Raw genomic sequence first — 20,680 nt, 5'->3', positions numbered from 1 at the left:
TGAGTCAGAAAGGCATTTTTGCTGAAACGTCCACTATTGTAAACCTTCGCGTCGCTGGCCGCTTGGAATGCCCGTTATTGGCCCCTGCTTATGTCAATCAGCCCAGCGACGGCTGCACCGAAGCGATGCCGATGTCGGCGCTGCCGTCGGCCAGGCGCACGGAAACGGTGGTATTCGGGTGCAATTGGCTTGGTGCGCGCACGATGGCGCCGTTTTTATCCGTGACGATGGCATAGCCACGCTCCAGGGTGCGCTGGGGATTCAGCAATTCCAGCTGGGCCGACAGCGCTGCCAGCGCGTCGCGCCGCTGATCGAGCTGGCGGCGGTTGGCCAGCGTGGCGCGGCGGCCCAATGCCTCCAGCTGGCCGCGCAGGGCGGCGGGATCGGGGCGGCATGCGCTCCAGCGGGCGTGCAGTTTGTCGAACGCCACGCGCGCCTGGCGCACCGGCGCGCGGTTCGCGTGCGTCAGCGCCACCGCGTGCGCTTGCAGGCGCTGGCGCTGCTGGCTGATTTGCGCGGCAGGGCTGAGCAGGCGGCGCGCGTGGCTATCCAGCGTTTGCTGCGCTTCGTTCAGCAGGCGCTGCATGGCGCGCCGCAAGTCCGCCGCATCGGCGCGTAGCGACGCCAGCCAGTCGGCGCGGGGAGTGGCGGCCAGTTCCGCCGCCGCGGTCGGCGTGGCGGCCCGCAAATCCGCCGCGAAGTCGGCAATCGTGAAATCCGTTTCATGGCCGACGCCGGAAATCACGGGCATGGCGCAATTGGCAATCGCATACGCGACGGCTTCATCATTGAAGCACCATAAATCTTCAATGCTGCCGCCGCCCCGGCACACAATCAGCACATCGCATTCGGCGCGGCGCGACGCCGTATCGATGGCAGTGGCAATCTGCCCGGCCGCCAGCTGGCCTTGCACCAGGGTCGGATAAATAATCACGGAAATGTGGGGCGCGCGCCGCTGCAGCGCCGTCAGCACGTCGCGCAGGGCAGCCGCCTGCGGGCTGGTGACAATGCCGATCGTGCGGGCAAACATGGGCAGCGCCCGCTTGCGTTCCTGGTCAAACAGCCCGGCGGCGCCCAGCTTTTCCTTCAGCCGCATGAATGCTTCAAACAGTTGCCCCACGCCGGCGCGGCGGATGGCTTCCACATTGATCTGGTAATCGCCCCGTGGCGCATACAAGGTGACCAGCGCCCGCACTTCCACCTTGTCGCCTTCGCGGGGCACAAAGCCCGCATATTGCGCGCGGCCGCGGAACATGACGGCCCGCACCTGTGCGCCGTCATCTTTCAATGTGAAATACCAGTGGCCGGAACTGGCGCGCGTAAAGTTCGAGATTTCCCCAGATATCCACGTCAAGGGAAACGAGCGCTCCAGCATGCGTCCAACCGCCTGGTTGAGGGCGGAAACCGTGATGACGCCGTTCGATGCGGCCTGGTTATCTGAGTAGGTCATGGTCCGGGGGAAGGAAACTGTCCACAAATTTTTGCAGGGGTCATGCTTATGTCATATATGACTTACTCTGGCAAGTCTTTTTTCTAACTTCCTGATTATTAAAGCGAAATGGCGATGCTTCATTCGTGAGCATTTCAGGAAAATCCTTACAGATCAAATACTTTACGGTAACATCAGGCGGTTACGCACAAAGTTATCCACACAATTTGTGTGAAACTTCCGGCGCTTATGTTGCGCTGCGGGGTGGATAAGATCAACCGTGCTGAAAATTTACTCATGGAAATTTTTCTGTTTTAAATCAATGGCTTGCATGGTGGAAGTGGCGCTTGCTCACAATTTTATCCACAGAAGATGTGCAAAAGTTGCCTCGGGTTTACAGGTGCGTCCGCGCAAAACATCCGCCGGCAGTGCACAACTGTGCCTGATTAAAAAATGAGCAGTAAAACTAATTTGTTACGAATCAATGACATAGCTCACTGTCCCGGCCATTGCTCACAATTTTATCCACACAATGTGTGAAGAAGTGCACAGACCTGACGGCAGGTTGTCCGGGTTTTCAACTGCACATTTTTTGTGCAATTGTAAAATTTCTTTATAAATCATGGTGTTAGGTAGTAATTGTGGCCTTGCTCACAATATTGTCCACAGTTTTTGTGAAGAATGCGGAAGTTATCCTGGAAAGGCGCCAGTCCCATGGTGGAAGTGGGGGAAACCCGGCATTTCGGTGGGGAAAACATGCCTATGCAAAATTTTTGTGCGTGGATAGAAATTGCTTATGAATCAAAGGGTTTGGTGCGCAACAAGGCTATTGCTCACAATCTTATCAACAGAATGTGGGGAGAACTGCACACTTGCCCCGGCATCAGCGCTGCCTGTTTTTTGAGCGTGAAGATTAAAGCTATTAGAATCAAAGACTTGATATCTATTCCCGGGCTTTGCTCACATTTTTTTCCACAGAACTTGTGTAGAAGTGCACAGCAAAGCGCTGCTTAAAACTTGTGCTGTAAAAATAAAATGTTTTAAATCAAAGGCTTAAGTGGTAAGTCAGGCGCTTGCCAACAATTTTGTCCACAGAAAATGTGCAGAATGCACAGTTTGCATGAATAACAGCACGGCCATCACTTGCCGACAGCGCGGCAACACGCTACATTGCGCGTTTAGGCATCCGCCTGAAGTTGCAAACACTGCAATCTTATCCTCAGGAGTTTCATTTGCTCGCCATCATTCAAGCCGCAGGCTGGCCTATCTGGCCGCTGCTGTTCGCTTCCATCGTTGCCACCGCCCTGATTATTGAACGCCTGATGTATTTGCGCCGCACGCGCATCTTGCCCCGCCAATTGTTTGATGAAGTGGTGGGCGTGTACCGCAGCGGCAATATCACGCCGGACGTGATCCAAAAGCTGGAACAAAGTTCGCCGCTGGGCGTGGTGCTGTCGGCAGCGCTGCGCAATGTCGATGCACCGCGCGACGTGATGAAGGAGGCCATTGAAGAATCCGGCAGCGGCGTGGCCCATATGCTGGAGCGTTTCCTCACGACCTTGGGCACGATTGCTTCGCTGGCGCCGCTGATGGGCTTGTTCGGCACCGTGGTCGGCATGATTGAAATCTTTGGTTCGCAAAATGGCGCCGGCACGAATCCCGCGCAACTGGCCCATGGTATTTCCGTCGCGCTGTATAACACGGGCTTTGGCCTGGCGATTGCCATGCCAACCCTCGTGTTTTACCGCCACTTCCGCGCACTGGTCGACAGTTTCGTCATTGAGATGGAACAGCAAGCCGTGAAATTCGTCGATGTGGTTCACTTTTCGCGCAAGAACTAAGCCATGGCCATGAATTTCCGCCGCGGGCGCCTGCGTGAAGATCCCGAGATCAATTTGATCCCGTTCATCGACGTGCTGCTGGTGATCCTGATCTTCCTGATGGTGACTACCACGTATAGCAAGTTCACGGAATTGAACATCACGCTGCCGACAGCCGATGCAGAAAAAGCTGCGGAGCGGGCCAATGAAATCAATGTCACCATCGACGCCAAGGGCAATTACACGGTCAATAACGTGCCGGTGTCGTTCCAGAATGTGGCGGGGCTGGCGGCGTCGCTGAAGGCGGCTGCGCGTGATCCGGCGAAACCGCCTGTCGTGATTATCAATGCCGACCAGTTCGCGATGCACCAGATGGTGGTCAACGTGATGGAAGCCGCGCGCCTGGCGGGGTTTGACAAGCTGACGTTTGCTGCGCAGACGGGTACGGCAAAGTAATCTTTTCTAACCGCTATCACCGCCGCGCCATCTACGCGGCGGTTTTTCTTTTATGACATCGAAGCTGGAAACTGTATTGACCCGCAACTGGCAGCGGCGTGGCCCGCTGGCGTGTGCATTGTGGCCGGTGTCCGTACTGTTTGGCGGACTGGCCGGCCTGCGTGCGCAATTATTCCGTGCCGGCGTGTTGAAATCCGAGCGCTTGCCTGTTCCCGTGGTCGTGGTGGGCAACATTTATATAGGCGGCACGGGCAAGACGCCGCTGACGATCTGGCTGGTGCAAGCGCTGCGCGATGCGGGCTTTACGCCAGGCGTGATTTCGCGCGGCTTTGGCAGCCAGGAATCCGGTCCCCGGCCCGTGACACCGTCATCGCCGCCGCGCGACGTGGGCGATGAACCGGTGCTGATTGCCGCCCGTACCGGCTGTCCCGTCATGGTGGGACGCCAGCGGGTCGAAGCGGGCAGGGCGCTGCTGGCAGCCCATCCGGAGGTGGATATCCTCGTGGCGGATGACGGCTTGCAGCATTACGCCATGCAGCGCGATGTGGAAATCATCTTGTTTGACGGCCGTGGCGTGGGCAATGGCTGGCTGTTGCCGGCCGGCCCATTGCGGGAAAAGCCGTCGCGCCGGCGCGATGTCACGGTGGTCAATACGCCGCAGCTCAATGCGCGCCTGGCCGCCAGCGTGCAGGGCAGGACGCGCCGAGGCAACGCAGCCTCAATGCCCGTGCAAATGACGTTGCAGGCCGACAGGGCTGAGCGGTTGACGGGCGCGGAATCCATGCCGCTGGCGGACCTGGCGGCGCGGGCAAGGCAGCAGGGCTGGACCGTGGCCGCCGCTGCCGGCATCGGCAACCCCGGGCGCTTTTTCACGATGTTGAAGGGTTTCGGCTTTGATCCCGCCGAGATTGCTTTGCCGGACCACCATGATTTCCTCGACCGTCCATTCGACAGCGTGACGGCCGACGTCATCTTGATGACGGAGAAGGATGCAGTAAAATGTCGCCAACTTACAGAATTCAGGGACGATCCACGCTTGTGGGTCGTGCCCGTGTCAGCCCGTATCGATGCGGCGCTGGCTCAACAATTAGTGGAGAAATGTCGTGGATGCTCGACTGCTTGATATCCTGGTCTGCCCGGTTTGCAAGGGCCCATTGGAATACGATAAAAAAGCCCAGGAACTGATCTGCCGCGGCGACCGCCTGGCCTTCCCGATCCGTGACGGGATCCCCATCATGTGGGCCGATGAAGCCCGTACCTTGCAAGATCCGGCGGAATAATGGCGTTTACGGTCATCATTCCTGCCCGCCTGGCTTCCACCCGCCTGCCCAACAAGCCGCTGGCCGATATCGGCGGCAAGCCGATGGTGGTGCGCGTGGCGGAGCGTGCGGCGCTGTCGGGCGCCACCCGCATCATTGTGGCCACCGACCATGAATCGATCCGCGCCGCGTGCGAAGCGCATGGCGTGGACGTGTGCATGACGCGCAGCGACCATCCGTCCGGCACCGACCGCATTGCCGAAGTGGCCCGTGCGCTGGACCTGGCGCCGGACGAAGTGGTGGTCAACTTGCAGGGCGATGAACCGCTGATTGAACCATCGCTGCTGGCCGCTGCCGCCGCCCGCATCAATGCCGACGTGCCGATGTCCACGTGCGCCCACCCGCTGCACGATGCGGCCGATGCGTTCAACCCGAACGTGGTCAAGGTGGTGCTGGACAAGCATGGCCGTGCGCTGTATTTCTCGCGCGCGACGATTCCATGGGCGCGCGATGCGTTCGCGGTGGAGACGTCGGCGCTACCTGCTGGCTACGCGCCATTGCGCCATATCGGCCTGTATGCGTACCGCAATGACTTCCTGCAGGCGTATCCGAAGCTGGACGTATCGCCGCTGGAAACCATTGAAGCGCTGGAGCAATTGCGCGTACTGTGGCACGGCTATCCGATTGCCGTCCACGTGACGGCGGACGCGCCTGCGCCCGGGGTTGATACGCCTCAAGACCTGGAGCGCGTGCGTACCCTCTTTAAAGGTTGAATGCGCTAAGATCGGCGCAGTTTGGATGAGGATGCACGCAGTTGCATCCCTGTCCAGATGCATGCTGCACCAACTGCCTTACTCTATCCTTACCACTCTGCCATTTCGTCACACTTCGTGCAAAATTGGCCATAAACTGGCGTAGAAGCTGCTTTTTGTGGTAAGTTTCGTGGCGAAGGTAGACAGACCGGCAGTATAGGCAGCATTAGCACACTTACCACCCGAATTCTCATTACAAATCCAGGACTTTTCATGCGTCTCATTCTGTTAGGAGCACCCGGCGCCGGCAAGGGCACCCAAGCTAATTTCATCAAGGAAAAATACAACATTCCTCAGATTTCCACCGGCGACATGCTGCGTGCCGCCATCAAGGCTGGTACGGAAATGGGCCTGGCTGCGAAAAAAGTGATGGATGCTGGCCAGCTGGTTTCGGACGATATCATCATTGGTCTGGTGAAAGATCGCCTGAAGGAAGCGGATTGCGCCAACGGTTACCTGTTCGACGGCTTCCCGCGCACGATCGCCCAGGCGGACGCCATGAAAGATGCGGGCGTGGCCGTGGATTACGTGCTGGAAATCGCTGTACCGGACGAAGCCATCGTGGAACGCATGAGCGGCCGCCGCTCGCACCCGGCGTCGGGCCGCGTGTACCACGTGAAATTCAATCCGCCTAAAGTCGAAGGCAAGGACGATGTGACGGGCGAAGACCTGGTGCAGCGCGACGACGACAAGGAAGAGACGGTCAAGAAGCGCCTGGACGTGTACCACAACCAGACTGAAGTGCTGCTGGGCTACTACAACAAGTGGGCGCAATCCGGCCAGCCAGGCGCACCGAAATACCGCAAGATCGAAGGCATCGGTCCGGTGGAAGAAATCCGCGACCGCGCATTTGCCGCCCTGTCCAACTAAGCCATCCCTCCCGTGCAGGCGCTGCCTGCATGGCCGAAAACGGCGCCCGGTTCATCGCCCGGCGCCGTTTTTTCTTTCCTGCCGGACCTTTTCCCCTGGCATCGCTGTACTACAGTGATTGATGCAAGGCACACCTTGCCCCGCCACGGAGGAAAACATGAAACTGAGAGACTGGAGCATCGGGAAACGCCTGGCCCTGGGATTTTGCATCCTGCTGGCCGGCTTGATCATCAACACGGGTGTGGGAATGTACCGGCTGCAAGGCGTGGCCGACGCCACGCGCGCCATGATGGATGCGCCTTTGGCGAAAGAGCGCCTCATTTCCGAGTGGTACCGCATTGTATTTGCCGGCATCCGCCGCACGACCGTCATGGCGCGCAGCTCGGATACCACGCTGGCCGCCCAGTTTGCCGACGAAATTGCTGCGTCGACGGCCCGCGCGCAAGAGTTGATCAAGAAAATAGACGCGCTATCCACTGACGAAGACCGCAAGATGATGGAAGAACTGATCACGTACCGCAAAGCGTTCGTGGCCGGGCGGGATGCCATCAATAAAGCCAAGTCGGCGGGGGAAATGGCGGAAGCAGACCGCATCCTGACGCAGCAATACCAGCCTGCCGCCAAGGGTTATGAAGCCATGCTGCAAAAAATGCTGGACCATCAAAAGGCGGAAATCGACCGCACGGCGCACGAAATCGACGCCATTGCTGCGCAGAGCCGCAACCTGCAATTGTTGCTGGCCGCGCTGACGGTAGCGTTTTCCATTGGTTTCGCATGGTGGCTGACGAGCGGCATCACGGGTCCCATCAGCGAAGCCGTGCGGGTGGCGCGGCGGGTGGCCGATGGCGACTTGACCGGTGATGCGGCGAAGGGCGAAGCCGCCTATGCCAGGGACGAGACAGGGCAATTGCTGCTGGCCCTGGAGCAAATGCATGCGGGCCTGGTCCGCATCGTTGCGCAAGTACGCACGGGGACGGAGTGCATCACAGCCGCGTCGACGCAAATTGCCAGCGGCAACCTGAATTTGTCATCCCGCACGGAACAGCAAGCCAGTTCGCTGGAAGAGACCGCATCGTCGATGGAACAATTGACGTCCACTGTGCGCCAGAATGCGGACAATGCACGCGAAGCCAACACCATGGCGGGCGCCGCTTCGACGGTGGCGCGCAAGGGCGGCGGCGCCGTGTCGGACGTGGTCGGCACCATGCATTCCATTGAAGAATCGTCGCGCCGCATCGTGGACATTATTGCCGTGATTGACGGCATCGCGTTCCAGACCAATATTCTCGCGCTGAACGCTGCCGTGGAAGCGGCGCGGGCGGGCGAGCAGGGGCGGGGCTTTGCCGTGGTGGCGTCCGAAGTGCGCAACCTGGCGCAGCGTTCGGCGGCTGCGGCGCGCGATATCAAGACCTTGATCAGCGATTCCGTCAGCAAGGTGAACGAAGGGGCGCGCCACGTGGAGCAGGCCGGGGCCACGATGGACGAAGTGGTGGCCGCCATCGAGCGGGTCACCGCCATCATGGGCGACATCACCAGCGCCAGCCAGGAACAAAGCGACGGCATCGACCAGATCAACCTGGCGATCACGGCGATGGATAACGCGACGCAGCAAAATGCCGCGCTGGTCGAAGAAGCGGCAGCGGCGGCGCAAGCCATGCGCGAACAGGCGGACCGGCTGGCCGACGCCGTCGCCGTGTTCAAACTCGATGGCCATGCGGCGGCAATGCAACAGCCTGCGCCGCCCCGGCAGGGCCCCGTGCCGCGCCCTGCGGCCGCGCCTGCCGTCCCCTATGAGCAGGGCGCGTCACTGGTGGCGCGGGCCGGCGGCAAGCGGGCCGAGCCTGCAGCCGCAGCGCGCGGCCCGTCTTCCAGCGACGGCGGGTGGGAAGAGTTTTAAGTGAATTGAAACGTAAATTGCTTATTTTTCCATGTTTGCGGTAGACTCGTACCAACTTCGGTTTTCAGCATGTGCAGTACGCAGCCTGGTGGGCCTGTGCAGCTGTCGGCATAGGCCCTTACGTGTGACGTAGTGGTCGAGCTTGATTACAAACGAAGGGGACGATATGACGGCAAGCCTATGGTTCGCAGTGGCGTGCGGCGTGATCGCCGTAGTGTATGGCTTATGGGCGCGCAGCTGGATTTTGCGCCAGGATGCCGGTAATCCGCGCATGCAGGAAATCGCGACAGCGATCCAACAAGGGGCAGCCGCCTATCTCGCAAGACAATACAAAACCATCGGCCTCGTCGGCGTCATCCTGCTGATTGCCATTGCCGTGCTGCTCGATATGCAGACCGCGCTGGGCTTTTTGATCGGCGCTGTGCTGTCCGGCGCCTGCGGCTTTATCGGCATGAATGTGTCGGTGCGGGCCAATGTGCGCACCGCGCAAGCGGCATCGAAAGGCATGAATGAAGCGCTCGACGTGGCCTTCAAAGGCGGCGCCATCACCGGCTTGCTGGTGGTGGGACTGGGCTTGCTGGGCGTCGTGCTGTTTTACATGATGCTGATGGGGCTGACTGCCAGCGGCGGGCCGAACCCCGCGAAAACTCCGCATGACATCATCAAGCCGCTGATCGGCCTGGCCTTTGGCGCTTCGCTGATTTCCATCTTTGCCCGCCTCGGCGGCGGCATCTTCACCAAAGGTGCAGACGTGGGCGCCGACCTGGTGGGGAAAGTCGAAGCGGGGATTCCTGAAGACGATCCCCGCAACCCTGCCGTGATTGCCGATAACGTGGGCGATAACGTGGGCGATTGCGCCGGCATGGCGGCCGACCTGTTTGAAACCTATGTCGTGACCTTGATCGCCACCATGCTGCTGGGGGCGCTGATGATCGCCGATGCGCCGCTGCAGGCGATCGTGTACCCGCTGCTGCTGGGCGCCGTGTCCATCCTGGCTTCGATTGTCGGCTGCGGCATGGTCAAGGCCAAGCCCGGCAAAAAAATCATGTCGGCGCTGTACACGGGCTTGTGGTGGGCGGCCGGCTTGTCGCTGATCGGCTTCGCTGTCGTCACGTGGCAAGTGTGGGCTGACGACGCCATGCGCATGAAAATGATGGGCTGCGCCGTGGTCGGTATCGCGCTGACGGGCTTGATGGTGTACATCACCGAGTATTACACGGGCACGGACTTCCATCCGGTGCGCCACATCGCCGAAGCGTCGACCACGGGCCATGGCACCAACATCATTGCCGGCCTGGGCGTGTCGATGAAATCCACGGCATGGCCGGTGGTGGCCGTGTGCGCCGCCATTTTGATTTCATACCAGCTTGGGCAACTGTATGGCATTGCCATTGCCGCCACGGCCATGCTGTCGATGGCGGGCATTGTCGTCGCGCTCGATGCGTATGGCCCGATCACCGACAACGCGGGCGGCATTGCGGAAATGTCCGGCATGCCGGAATCCGTGCGCGCCATTACCGACCCGCTTGATGCGGTCGGCAATACCACGAAGGCCGTGACGAAAGGCTATGCGATTGGTTCGGCCGGCCTGGCCGCACTGGTGCTGTTCGCCGATTACACGCACGCGCTGGAATCGGTCGGCAAGAGTGTCACGTTTGACTTGTCGAACCCGATGGTGATTGTCGGCCTCGTGATTGGCGGCTTGATTCCTTACCTGTTCGGCGCGATGGCAATGGAAGCCGTGGGCCGCGCAGCCGGCGCCGTCGTGGTGGAAGTGCGCCGCCAGTTCCGCGACATCAAAGGCATCATGGATGGCACGGGCAAACCGCAATATGACAAGGCGGTCGACATGCTGACGGCATCGGCCATCCGCGAAATGATCTTGCCATCGCTGTTGCCGGTGCTGGTGCCGGTGCTGGTCGGCATGCTGCTGGGGTCCGCCGCACTGGGCGGGCTGCTGATGGGAACCATCATTACCGGCCTGTTTGTTGCGATTTCCATGACGACGGGGGGCGGCGCGTGGGACAACGCGAAGAAATACATCGAAGACGGCAACTTCGGCGGCAAGGGTTCCGATGCCCACAAAGCTGCAGTGACGGGCGATACGGTGGGTGATCCCTACAAGGACACGGCGGGACCTGCCGTGAATCCGCTGATCAAGATCATCAACATCGTCGCGCTGTTGCTGGTGCCATTGCTGCCCGCGTCGGGCTGGCTGTCCGTCACGATGCCGCTGCAGGCGTCGGCGCCGGTGCATGCGCCAGCCCCGGTACCGATGCCGCCGCAAATGGCTCCCGCCGAGCCTGCGAAATCTTCCGATGCCGCAGTGGCGCCGGCCGAAGCGCTGCCATCCACGGTGGCGTCCGCTTCGATACCTGCGCCGGGCAAGTAACGGTGTCCCGTCCGCGCGCCATTGCGTGGCGGACGGGGCGTATCATGGCAGGCAGGAGCCTGCCATGATGAAATGTCTTGCCGGGGGATGGTTGCTGGCAGCAGCGGCTGCCGTTGCCGGACCTGTTTCCCCATCCGATCCCGCCGCCATTGAAGCGTACCGGCGCTTGCCTTATTGCCGCCTGGCGCCGGATGGCAAGCGCTTGGCGGAAGAACCATGCCGCAGGCCGCCGACCCGCAGCTTTGCCGAACGGCGTACGGCGCCCCTGATGCCGCTGCAGCCTATGCGGCCTCATGCCGCTCCTCATGCCGCTCCTCATCCCGCTCCCCGCGATGAACAATTGCCTGCCGCCACTCTTGCGGCTCCTGCATTGCCGGTTGCGCCAGCCATCACCTTGCCGCCCGTACCGCCCGCGCCGCCCGCTGTGTTGCCACCCGTGCAGCCGCTGAACCAGTGCGATACCGCAGGTTGCCGTGGCGCCAACGGCACGCTGTTCCAGCAAGGCGCCGGCAATATCGTGCTGGACCCGTCCGGCCGCATGTGCACGCGGCAGGGGCAGTGGGTGCATTGCCAGTAGCGTTTTGCGCACGCATTTTGCGAACGGTCGTTCTTATCTTTGCAGTCTCCACAAGAAATTCGCTACAATTGGTGATTACGTTTACGTAAACGTAAATTCGCGTAAATGCGCGTATAAACGCAACGCAAAGCGCTGACCGGATTTTTAATGGAGGAGTTCGCATGCAAATCAAGGACAATGTATTTATCGTAACGGGCGGTGCATCGGGCCTGGGCGCGGCAACCGCGCGCATGATCGTGGAAGCCGGCGGCAAAGTCGTGCTGGCTGACGTGCAGGTGGAAGCCGGCCAGGCGCTGGCAGCGGAATTGAAAGGCGTGTTCGTCAAATGCGACGTGACGTCGGAAGCGGATGGCAAAGCCGTGGTGGAAGCCGCGACGGCCATGGGTACGTTGCGTGGCCTGGTCAACTGCGCCGGCGTGGCGCCAGCCATCAAAACCGTGGGCAAGGATGGCCCGCATCCGCTGGAGGCATTCCAGCGCACCATCAACATCAACCTGGTGGGCACCTTCAATATGTGCCGCCTGGCGGCGGACGCCATGAGCAAGACCGAAGCGGCCGAACACGGCGAGCGCGGCATCATGATCAATACCGCATCGGTGGCGGCCTTTGACGGCCAGATCGGCCAGGCAGCCTACGGCGCGTCGAAAGCTGCGGTGGCGGGCATGACCTTGCCGATGGCGCGCGACCTGTCGCGCAACGGCATCCGCGTGATGACGATTGCCCCGGGCATTTTTGAAACCCCGATGTTGCTGGGCATGCCGGCTGAAGTGCAGGAAGCGCTGGGCAAGATGGTGCCGTTCCCGCCGCGCCTCGGCAAGCCGGTGGAATACGCGATGCTGGCCAAGTCCATCATTGAAAACGTCATGATGAATGGCGAAACTATCCGCCTGGATGGCGCTATTCGTATGCAACCAAAGTAAATTTGGAGTAGGATGCCAAAGCTGCGCGCGGTCTCTGCCGCGCGCTTTTTTTTGGGAGCCCGCATGTTCAAGCCGCATCCGCTGGCGCAATTCGCCGCCTTGTCCGCCGCCCTGTCCGCAGCGCTGTCGTTGACCGTCACCACAGCCTATGCGCAGGATGCCGGGCGAGGGCTGGAGCGGGCGCCGGAAATCGCTACCGGTTTTGCAGACAAACAAGGCTTTATAGCAGAGAAATACATGGTGGCCGCCGCCAATCCCCATGCGACGGACGCCGGTTACCAAATGCTGAAAGCGGGCGGCTCCGCCATCGATGCCGCCATTGCCACGCAACTGGTGCTGACCTTGGTGGAACCGCAATCGTCCGGCATCGGCGGCGGCGCTTTCCTGATGTATTTCGACGGCAAGAAAGTGCGCGCCTATGACGGCCGCGAAACCGCGCCGGCTGCCGCCACGGAAAAACTGTTCCAGGATGCCAATGGCAAAGCCATTTCGCGCGAAGCGGGCATCGTTGGCGGCCGTTCGACCGGCGCGCCGGGCGTGCTGCGCATGCTGGAGCTGGCCCATAAAGAACATGGCAAGCTGCCGTGGGCGAAATTGTTCGAGCCGGCCATCCGTCTGGCGATGAACGGCTTTGCCGTCAGCCCCCGCCTGCATGCGCTGCTGTCATACGACAAATACCTGGCGCGCGATCCGGTCGCCGCCGCGTACTTCTTCGATAAAGATAAAAAGCCGTGGCCCGTCGGCCATGTGCTGAAAAACCCGGAACTGGCGCGCACATTGAAAGACATCGCCGAGGGCGGCGCCGATGCTTTTTATACGGGCCGCATCGCCCGCGATATTGCCGCCAAAGTGCAGGGACATCCCACCAATCCAGGCTTGCTGACGGCGCAGGATATCGCGTCGTACAAGCCGAAAGAGCGCGAACCCGTGTGCAGCGATTACAAAGCCTATACGGTATGCGGCATGCCGCCGCCATCGTCGGGCGGCGTCGCCATTGCGCAAATGCTGGGCGTACTGGAACACAAGGGGATCGACAAATTTGCGCCGGTCGATGGCAAGGTCGGCGCCGACGCCGTGCATTTGTTTACCGAAGCCGGGCGCCTCGCCTATGCCGACCGCAACCGCTACGTGGCCGACACGGATTTTGTGCCGCTGCCGGGCAAGGGCGTTGCATCGCTGATCGACAAGCGCTACCTGGCCCAGCGCGCTACGCTGATTTCCAGCCGCTCGATGGGCCGTGCAAAATTCGGCGTACCGGAAGGCATGGCCGTCGCATGGGGCGCCGATACGTCGCCGGAACGGCCCTCGACGTCGCACTTGTCGGTGGCCGATGCCAGCGGCGCCGTGCTGTCGATGACGACGTCGGTGGAAGATGCGTTCGGTTCGCGCCAGATGGTCGATGGCTTCATACTGAATAACCAGTTGACGGATTTCTCGTTTGATTCGCAGGATGAAAACGGTCCCGTCGCCAACCGCGTCCAGCCAGGCAAGCGCCCGCGCAGCGCCATGTCGCCGACCTTGGTGTTCGACAGGGAAACGCACAAGCTGATCCTGTCGACCGGTTCGCCCGGCGGTCCCGCCATCATTAACTACGTGGCAAAAGTGCTGGTCGGCACGCTGGACTGGAAGCTCGACGTGCAGCAAGCCATCAGTTTGCCGAACTTTGGCAGCCGCAACGGGCCGACGGAACTGGAAGCGGGCCGCTTTGCGCCATCTATCGTGGACGAGTTGAAGGCAAAAGGCCACGATGTCCGCCAATTTGATCAGACTTCTGGTTTGCAAGGCATTATGCGCATCAAGAAAGAGGGCAAGGACATGTGGTTCGGCGGCGCGGACCCGCGCCGCGAAGGCGCCGTGAACGGTGACTGACGGTGATGGATGGTGACTGATGGTGACTGATGGTGACTGATGGGGATTGACTTCGGGAAATTTACTGGCGGTAAGCACCAAAAGTTGCTTTTGTGGCCATGCCGCCATTGCCCAAACAAAGTCGACCCTGATAATCTGTCCGTATGGGAATGAAAAAGAAAACTGGCCTGATACTTACCGGTGGCGGTGCACGCGCAGCCTATCAGGTCGGGGTTCTGCAAGCCATTTCCGAAATCCTGTGGGAAGAGGGCTGGCCGCCTTCCCGTTGTCCATTCAATATCATTTGCGGCACGTCCGCCGGCGCCATCAATGGCACGGCGCTGGCATGCCGCGCCGATAATTTCGGCGAAGGCGTGCAAAAGCTGCTGGACGTGTGGACCGAGATGGAAGTGGCGCAAGTGTACCGCGCCGACTCGCTGGGCGTGATACGGTCCGGTGCGCGCTGGCTGTCGCTGCTGTCGTTTGGCTGGCTGCTGCGCAAATGGCGCGCCGCGCCGCCCCAGTCGCTGCTCGATAACACGCCGCTGGTCGGCCTGCTGCACCGCATGCTGGATTTGCCGCGGCTGGACATGGTGATGCAGGAAGGCTTGCTGCATGCGCTGGCCGTCACGGCGTCGTCGTATACGACGGGCCAGCACATCACGTTTTACCAGACCACGGCGGAAGTGGCGCCGTGGGTGCGGACGCAGCGCATCGCGCTGCAAGACCAGATCGGCGTTGAACATTTGCTGGCATCGTCCGCCATTCCCTTTATCTTTCCCGCCATTCCCTTGTTCCTGGGCGGGCAGCGTGAATATTGCGGTGACGGGTCAATGCGCCAGCTGGCGCCGATTTCTCCCGCCATTCACCTGGGTTCCGACAAGGTGCTGGTGGTGGGCGCAGGGCGTTTGACGGAACCAGCGGTGCAGCGTACGGAAGCGCCCCGCTACCCGAGCCTGGCGCAAATCGCCGGCCACGCGCTGTCGTCGATCTTCCTCGACAGCCTGGCCGTGGACATCGAGCGCCTCACGCGCGTGAACAAGACGTTGTCGCTGCTGCCGGAAGAATATCTGTCACAGACGCCGCTGCGTCCCGTGGAATTGCTGGTAATCGCGCCCTCGGAGCGGCTGGACGATATCGCCACCCGCCATATCGGCAGTTTGCCGGCGCCGATCCGCACCATGTTGTCCGGCATCGGCGCGACGGAAACGCGCGGCGCGGCGCTGGCTTCCTACCTGTTGTTCGAATCGACGTATACTTGCGAGTTAATCCAGCTCGGCCAGCGCGATACCCATGCGCGCAAAGCCGACGTGCTGGCCTTTTTCAATTCATGACGCCTGTACGCCGCCTCTGCCGCCGATTGCTGATCCCTGCCGCCCTGGCGCTGGCGGTGGCGGCCGCATTTCCGGCGCCATCGTACGCCAGCGCGCCGCCCCGCACGCTGCGCTTCGAGCAGCTGGCGGTGGACGATGGCCTGGCGCAGGAATCCGTGCTGGCCGTCGCGCAAGACCGGCAAGGCTTCATGTGGTTCGGCAGCCAGGCCGGCCTGTCGCGCTATGACGGCGCGCGCATCATCACGTTCCGCAATATCGTGTCCGATTCGCGCAGCCTGGCCGACAACTGGGTGCGCGTGCTGCACGTGGACCGCGAAGGGCGCATGTGGATCGGCACCGATGGGGGCCTGGACCGCTACGACCCGCTGTCGCAGACATTTACCCACTATCCGCCCACGGAACCGGCCAAGCGGGGCAACGGCAACCGCCACGTGCGCGCCATCGTCGATGACGGCGAGGGCGGCTTGTGGATCGGCACGTCCGATGGCTTGCAGCACTTTGACCCGCTGACGGGGCGCTTCCAGTTCTGGCACCATGACGCGGGTTTGCCGGGCAGTTTGGGCAACGACCAGATCAATGCGCTGGCGCGCGATGCGGATGGCCGCCTGTGGATCGGTACGGCCAGCGGCCTCGATGTGCTGGAACCGGGGGCGCAAAGCTTCCGCCATTTCCGGGTCGAAGCGGCGCCCGACACCCGCTTTGAAGCCGTGCTGTCGCTGCACGTGGACCAGCAGCGCATGCTGTGGGTCGGCACCATGGGCGGCATTGAACAGTGGAAGCTGGCGCCGGGCAGCGACCATCCGCAGCGTACGCGCCTGGGCGAAGCGGAAGGCTTGAAGCCCGGCGTCATTACCGCGATTTACCAGGACGTGGAAGGCACGGTGTGGGCCGGCAGCCAGACCGAAGGCTTGTTCCGCTGGCGTCCCGATGTCAGGCGTTTCGTCCAGTACCGCCACCAGCTGTCGGACCCGCACAGCCTGGCCGACAATTATGTCTCGTCGCTGTACCGCGACCGTTTCGGCACCATGTGGGTGGGCACCTGGTATAACGGCGTGTCGCGCGTGGACCTGGGCAGCGGCGGCTTTGCGCGCCTGGTGCACGATCCGGAGCGGCCCCACTCGCTGTCCGACAACAAGGTGCGCGCCATCGTCGATGCGGGCAATGGCAAGCTTTGGCTGGGCAACAATGATGGCTTGACCTTGTATGATCCGCAGACGGGCGAGGGCACGATGTACCGCGACACGGGCGCGCTGCTCGATGCGCGCGATCCGCAAGTGATGGCGCTGTGGCGCGACAAGTCCAACACGCTGTGGGTGGGCGGGCGCAATGGCTTGCGCCGCTTCGACACCGTCACGAAGAAATTCACCCGCGTCCAGCCGTGGCAGGGCGACCCGGACAGCAACAGCCTGCGCGGCATTTATGGCGACAGCAAAGGCATCCTGTGGATTGCATCGCGCGGCGGCTTGCACCGCTATGACCCGAAGACGGGCGCGTCCCGCACGTTCCGCCATGACCCCGCTGACGCCACGTCGCTGGCCGACAATGTCGTGCGGCCCGTGCTGGAAGACAGCAAGGGCCGCCTGTGGGTCGGCACGTTTAACGGCCTCGGTTTGCTGGACCGCGAGACGGGCAAGTTCCGCCACTTCCGCCATGACCAGCGTGACCCGAACAGCCTGTCGCACGATGAAGTGCACTACCTGTATGAAGACAAGACCGGCATCCTGTGGGTCGGCACTGCCGCGGGCTTGAACCGTATGGAATTGCAGCCGGACGGCACGGCGCGCTTCAAGCGCTACCTGCGCCGCGACGGCATGGCCGATGACGCAGTGGCCGGCATCCTGGAAGATGACGCCAGCCGGCTGTGGATCAGCACCAATGCAGGCATCACGCGGCTGAAGGTGCACTCGGGCCATTTGCGCAATTATGGCGGCGCGGACGGCACCATCGAAGGCGCGTACTTCGATAATTCCGCGCTGCGCATGCAGGACGGCACGATGTACTTCGGCGGCTTCAATGGCGTGACGGCGTTTGCGCCGGACGATATCCGTGAAAACAGCACAGCGCCGTCGGTCGTGATCACGGACTTCCAGATCTTTAACCGCTCGATCCGCGCGGGGCAGGATGGCGGCATCCTCAAGCATGCGATCGAGCATACGCAAGCGATCACCTTGCGCGAACAGGATTCCGTGTTTTCACTGGAATTCGCCGCACTGCACTTCGCGGGGCCGCAGCGCAACCGCTACGCGTACCAGTTGCAGGGCTTCGACAAGGACTGGGTCGTGACGGATGCAGGCAAGCGCTTTGCCACGTACACGAACCTGGATCCGGGCCATTATGTATTCCGCGTCAAGGCCGCCAACAAGGACGGCGTGTGGAATGACAATGCCGCCACGCTGGCCATCACGATCTTGCCGCCCGTGTGGAAAACGTGGTGGTTCCGCACCGGCTTTGCCGCGCTGCTGCTGGGCGGCGCGTATGGCATTTACCGCGTGCGCATGCGGCAGTTGCAGTGGCAAAAGGAAAACCTGGAACGCGAAGTGAATTTCCGCACGGCGGAAGTTGAGTTGAAAAACTCGCTGCTGCAACAGCAAAAGACGGAACTGGAACGGCGCCGCGTGGAGGCGGAAGGGCAGCGCGCGGAAGCGGAGCAGCGCCGCATGGATGCCGAGCGCCAGAAGCAGGAAGTGGAATCGCAAAAGGAAGCGGTGGAGCAGGCGCACCGCAATATTTCCGTGCTGTCGGAAATCGGCCGTGAAATGGCGGCCACGCTGGACATTGAAAAAGCCATGCGCACCTTGTACCGCCATGTGCGGCACTTGATGGATACCGACATGTTCGGCGTCGGCTTTTACCGCGAAGAGACGGGTACCATTGATTTCCCGTTTTCCATGGAGCGGGGCATGCGCAGCCTGCCATACAGCCGCCGCGTCGATGACCCGGACCAGCTGGCCGTGTGGTGCCTGTTCCACCGCCACGATATTTTCATCAATGACTTTTATGCGGAATACAGCCGCTATATGGGACCGGCGGGGCTCGACAAGCTGAAGCCTGCGCTGCTGGCCGATGGTTCGGAACCGGAATATGCGCAATCGATGCTGTACACGCCGCTGGTCGTCAATGACCGCGTGGTGGGGGTGCTGTCGGTGCAGAGCCGCAACAAGCACGCGTACAAGCAGGTGCACCTGGACATGCTGCAAACCCTGGCCGCGTATGCCGCGGTGTCGCTGGATAACGCGATGGCGTACCAGCGGCTGGAAGAAACCTTGCGCGAGCTGCGCGATACGCAAGAACAGTTGATGCAGCAGCAGGCGCAGGTGCGCCTGCACACGGATGAACTGGCGCAAGCGAACCGCGCGCTGCAAGACAATGAAGAACGGCTGCGCTACGCAAAGCAAAAAGCCGAAGATGCGACGCGCCAGAAATCCGAATTCCTGGCCAACATGAGCCACGAAATGCGCACGCCGCTGGCCGGCGTGATCGGCATGCAGGGCTTCGCGCTGCGCGACCAGAAACTGCATGAGACCACGCGTGAACAAATCGAGCGCGCGCAAGCCAATGCACAGGCGCTGCTGGCCATCATCAATGACTTGCTGGACTTTTCCAAGATTGAAGCGGGCAAGCTGACGATTGAGAATATCGACTTCGCGCTGGCCGGCATGGTGGAAAACGTGGCCAGCCTGTTTGAAGAGCAGGCTGCCGCGTATTCGGTCGGCTTCTCAGTGGACTTTTCTGATGGCTTGCCTACCTATGTCGTGGGCGATCCGACCCGCTTGCGCCAGGTGCTGGTGAACCTGGTCGGCAATGCGTTCAAATTCACGCAGCGGGGCGAGGTGCGGCTGAAAGTCGAAAAGATGCCGCGCGATGCGAACATGGACGACGATTGCCATTTGATCCGCTTCACGGTGCAGGACACGGGGATCGGCATCGAGCCTGATGCGATGCCGCGCCTGTTCCAAAAGTTCGAACAGGCCGACAGCACCACCACGCGCCGCTACGGCGGCACGGGGCTGGGCCTGGCGATTTGCCGCCAGCTGGTGGAATTGATGGGCGGCGAAATTTCCGTCGCCAGCACGCCGGGCGTGGGCAGTATCTTCACGTTTGAAATCCCGCTGCAGGAAGGCGTGGCGCCGCCCGTGGTGCCGCACGTGCCGCGCGAACCGCACACGCACCAGTTGCGCGTGCTGTGCGCCGAAGACTTCCCGACCAACCAGATCATCATCCGCATGATGCTGGAAGACCTGGGCCACAAGGCCGACATTGCCGCCAATGGCTTGCTGGCCGTGGCCGCTTGCGCCCGCACGCGCTATGACTTGATCTTGATGGATGGCCGCATGCCGGAAATGGATGGCCCCAGCGCCACCCGTTTGATCCGCGCCGGCGGTCCGGATGGCGCGCCGGTGCGCGACCAGGAATTGATGATTATTGCGCTGACGGCCAATGCCAGCGAAGAAGACCGCAACCGCTACCTGGCGGCCGGCATGGATGACTTCCTGACGAAGCCGATCGATGAAGCGGCGCTGCATTACCAGCTCAGCCGCGCCATTGAACGCCAGCTGCAGCGGGGCATTGCGCTGCCGCCAATGCCGGCGCGCGAACAGCCGCGGCCAACGGTGGAAGAACTCGACAACATGTTTGGCGTGGCGCCGGTGACTGTGCCGTCGCCATCGCTGGCGCCCCGCCCTCAGCCAGGACAGTATGACGATCCGCTGAAAGCGCGCCTGCGCGCCGCCTTCCTGGCGGATTTGCCGGCCCGCCTGGCGGAGCTGGATGAAGCCATTGCCGCGGCCGACAGCGATGCGGCAGGGCGCCTGTTCCATGGCATGAAGGGCAGCGCCGCGTACCTGGATGAACCGGATTTGCGCACCCTGTGCGGAGAACTGGAAAAAGCCGCCGATTGTGCCGACTGGAGCGCCATCGGGGCCGGCTTGCCGGGGCTGCGCGCGCTGCTGGCCGGCGTCGCCCAGACCGTGCAGCCAGAGTAAGCGCGGCACCCATTGTTGAGCACGCATCAATCCGTTATCGGTTACACTGGAATCCTCGCTGGACAGCCGCGCGGACGGCGTGGA

General features: G+C 61.6%; 15 protein-coding genes. 14 read left to right on the top strand and 1 reads right to left on the bottom strand.

All coding sequences use genetic code 11. The annotated features are described in order from the left end of the window. Positions 1 to 97: 97 nt before the first annotated feature. The gene (xseA, locus tag GM668_RS18435; RefSeq protein ID WP_155440424.1) at positions 98 to 1,450 is read right to left on the bottom strand and encodes an exodeoxyribonuclease VII large subunit; all 1,353 of its coding nucleotides are present in this window, start codon (positions 1,448 to 1,450) and stop codon (positions 98 to 100) included. Between the two features lie 693 nt (positions 1,451 to 2,143). Between xseA and GM668_RS18430 the strand changes: the two genes are divergently transcribed. The 14 genes from GM668_RS18430 (at position 2,144) to GM668_RS18365 (ending at position 20,596) form a co-directional block, all read left to right on the top strand. Next, the gene (locus GM668_RS18430; RefSeq protein WP_155440423.1) at positions 2,144 to 2,443 is read left to right on the top strand and encodes a hypothetical protein; all 300 of its coding nucleotides are present in this window, start codon (positions 2,144 to 2,146) and stop codon (positions 2,441 to 2,443) included. Between the two features lie 218 nt (positions 2,444 to 2,661). Continuing rightward, positions 2,662 to 3,270 carry a MotA/TolQ/ExbB proton channel family protein gene (locus GM668_RS18425; RefSeq protein ID WP_155440422.1) on the top strand — a complete coding sequence of 203 codons (609 nt, stop codon included), beginning with the start codon at positions 2,662 to 2,664 and terminating at the stop codon, positions 3,268 to 3,270. 9 nt (positions 3,271 to 3,279) lie between these two features. Continuing rightward, positions 3,280 to 3,705, top strand: coding sequence for an ExbD/TolR family protein (locus GM668_RS18420; RefSeq protein ID WP_155440529.1), 426 nt, complete (start codon positions 3,280 to 3,282; stop codon positions 3,703 to 3,705). Between the two features lie 52 nt (positions 3,706 to 3,757). Beyond that, positions 3,758 to 4,828, top strand: coding sequence for a tetraacyldisaccharide 4'-kinase (gene lpxK / locus GM668_RS18415; protein ID WP_155440421.1), 1,071 nt, complete (start codon positions 3,758 to 3,760; stop codon positions 4,826 to 4,828). Further along, positions 4,809 to 4,985, top strand: coding sequence for a Trm112 family protein (locus GM668_RS18410; protein ID WP_170305700.1), 177 nt, complete (start codon positions 4,809 to 4,811; stop codon positions 4,983 to 4,985). The genes lpxK and GM668_RS18410 overlap by 20 nt, the downstream gene beginning before the upstream one ends. Further along, positions 4,985 to 5,737: a 3-deoxy-manno-octulosonate cytidylyltransferase gene (kdsB, locus tag GM668_RS18405; protein WP_155440420.1), complete on the top strand. Its 753-nt coding sequence runs from the start codon at positions 4,985 to 4,987 to the stop codon at positions 5,735 to 5,737. Before GM668_RS18410 ends, kdsB begins: the two co-directional genes overlap by 1 nt. A gap of 252 nt (positions 5,738 to 5,989) precedes the next feature. After that, positions 5,990 to 6,646, top strand: a complete 657-nt coding sequence (gene adk, locus GM668_RS18400; protein ID WP_155440419.1) for an adenylate kinase — start codon at positions 5,990 to 5,992, stop codon at positions 6,644 to 6,646. 157 nt (positions 6,647 to 6,803) lie between these two features. After that, positions 6,804 to 8,543, top strand: a complete 1,740-nt coding sequence (locus GM668_RS18395; RefSeq protein ID WP_155440418.1) for a methyl-accepting chemotaxis protein — start codon at positions 6,804 to 6,806, stop codon at positions 8,541 to 8,543. A gap of 166 nt (positions 8,544 to 8,709) precedes the next feature. Further along, entirely contained in the window at positions 8,710 to 10,935 is a 2,226-nt protein-coding gene (locus GM668_RS18390; RefSeq protein ID WP_155440417.1) for a sodium-translocating pyrophosphatase, read from the top strand. A gap of 64 nt (positions 10,936 to 10,999) precedes the next feature. Then, positions 11,000 to 11,512 carry a hypothetical protein gene (locus GM668_RS18385; RefSeq protein ID WP_155440416.1) on the top strand — a complete coding sequence of 171 codons (513 nt, stop codon included), beginning with the start codon at positions 11,000 to 11,002 and terminating at the stop codon, positions 11,510 to 11,512. Positions 11,513 to 11,673: 161 nt separating this feature from the next. After that, positions 11,674 to 12,432, top strand: coding sequence for a 3-hydroxyacyl-CoA dehydrogenase (locus tag GM668_RS18380; protein WP_155440415.1), 759 nt, complete (start codon positions 11,674 to 11,676; stop codon positions 12,430 to 12,432). A 63-nt stretch (positions 12,433 to 12,495) separates the two neighbouring features. After that, positions 12,496 to 14,301 (top strand): gamma-glutamyltransferase, encoded by a 1,806-nt coding sequence (ggt, locus tag GM668_RS18375; RefSeq protein WP_155440414.1) that lies wholly within the window; start codon positions 12,496 to 12,498, stop codon positions 14,299 to 14,301. 143 nt (positions 14,302 to 14,444) lie between these two features. Further along, entirely contained in the window at positions 14,445 to 15,614 is a 1,170-nt protein-coding gene (locus GM668_RS18370) for a patatin-like phospholipase family protein (RefSeq protein WP_155440413.1), read from the top strand. After that, positions 15,611 to 20,596, top strand: a complete 4,986-nt coding sequence (locus tag GM668_RS18365) for a two-component regulator propeller domain-containing protein (protein WP_155440412.1) — start codon at positions 15,611 to 15,613, stop codon at positions 20,594 to 20,596. The genes GM668_RS18370 and GM668_RS18365 overlap by 4 nt, the downstream gene beginning before the upstream one ends. Positions 20,597 to 20,680 lie beyond the last annotated feature (84 nt).

This window comes from Pseudoduganella ginsengisoli (assembly GCF_009720865.1).
Lineage (GTDB): Bacteria > Pseudomonadota > Gammaproteobacteria > Burkholderiales > Burkholderiaceae_D > Rugamonas > Rugamonas ginsengisoli.
The sequence above is the reverse complement of the archived record's forward strand: the minus strand, read 5'-3'. Positions and strand labels throughout refer to the sequence as shown.

Coding starts and splice junctions, on each gene's coding strand:
- xseA (WP_155440424.1), bottom strand. CDS start 1,450: ATGACCTACTCAGATAACCAGGCCGCATCGAACGGCGTCATCACGGTT.
- GM668_RS18430 (WP_155440423.1), top strand. CDS start 2,144: ATGGTGGAAGTGGGGGAAACCCGGCATTTCGGTGGGGAAAACATGCCT.
- GM668_RS18420 (WP_155440529.1), top strand. CDS start 3,280: ATGAATTTCCGCCGCGGGCGCCTGCGTGAAGATCCCGAGATCAATTTG.
- lpxK (WP_155440421.1), top strand. CDS start 3,758: ATGACATCGAAGCTGGAAACTGTATTGACCCGCAACTGGCAGCGGCGT.
- kdsB (WP_155440420.1), top strand. CDS start 4,985: ATGGCGTTTACGGTCATCATTCCTGCCCGCCTGGCTTCCACCCGCCTG.
- adk (WP_155440419.1), top strand. CDS start 5,990: ATGCGTCTCATTCTGTTAGGAGCACCCGGCGCCGGCAAGGGCACCCAA.
- GM668_RS18395 (WP_155440418.1), top strand. CDS start 6,804: ATGAAACTGAGAGACTGGAGCATCGGGAAACGCCTGGCCCTGGGATTT.
- GM668_RS18390 (WP_155440417.1), top strand. CDS start 8,710: ATGACGGCAAGCCTATGGTTCGCAGTGGCGTGCGGCGTGATCGCCGTA.
- GM668_RS18385 (WP_155440416.1), top strand. CDS start 11,000: ATGATGAAATGTCTTGCCGGGGGATGGTTGCTGGCAGCAGCGGCTGCC.
- GM668_RS18380 (WP_155440415.1), top strand. CDS start 11,674: ATGCAAATCAAGGACAATGTATTTATCGTAACGGGCGGTGCATCGGGC.
- ggt (WP_155440414.1), top strand. CDS start 12,496: ATGTTCAAGCCGCATCCGCTGGCGCAATTCGCCGCCTTGTCCGCCGCC.
- GM668_RS18370 (WP_155440413.1), top strand. CDS start 14,445: ATGGGAATGAAAAAGAAAACTGGCCTGATACTTACCGGTGGCGGTGCA.
- GM668_RS18365 (WP_155440412.1), top strand. CDS start 15,611: ATGACGCCTGTACGCCGCCTCTGCCGCCGATTGCTGATCCCTGCCGCC.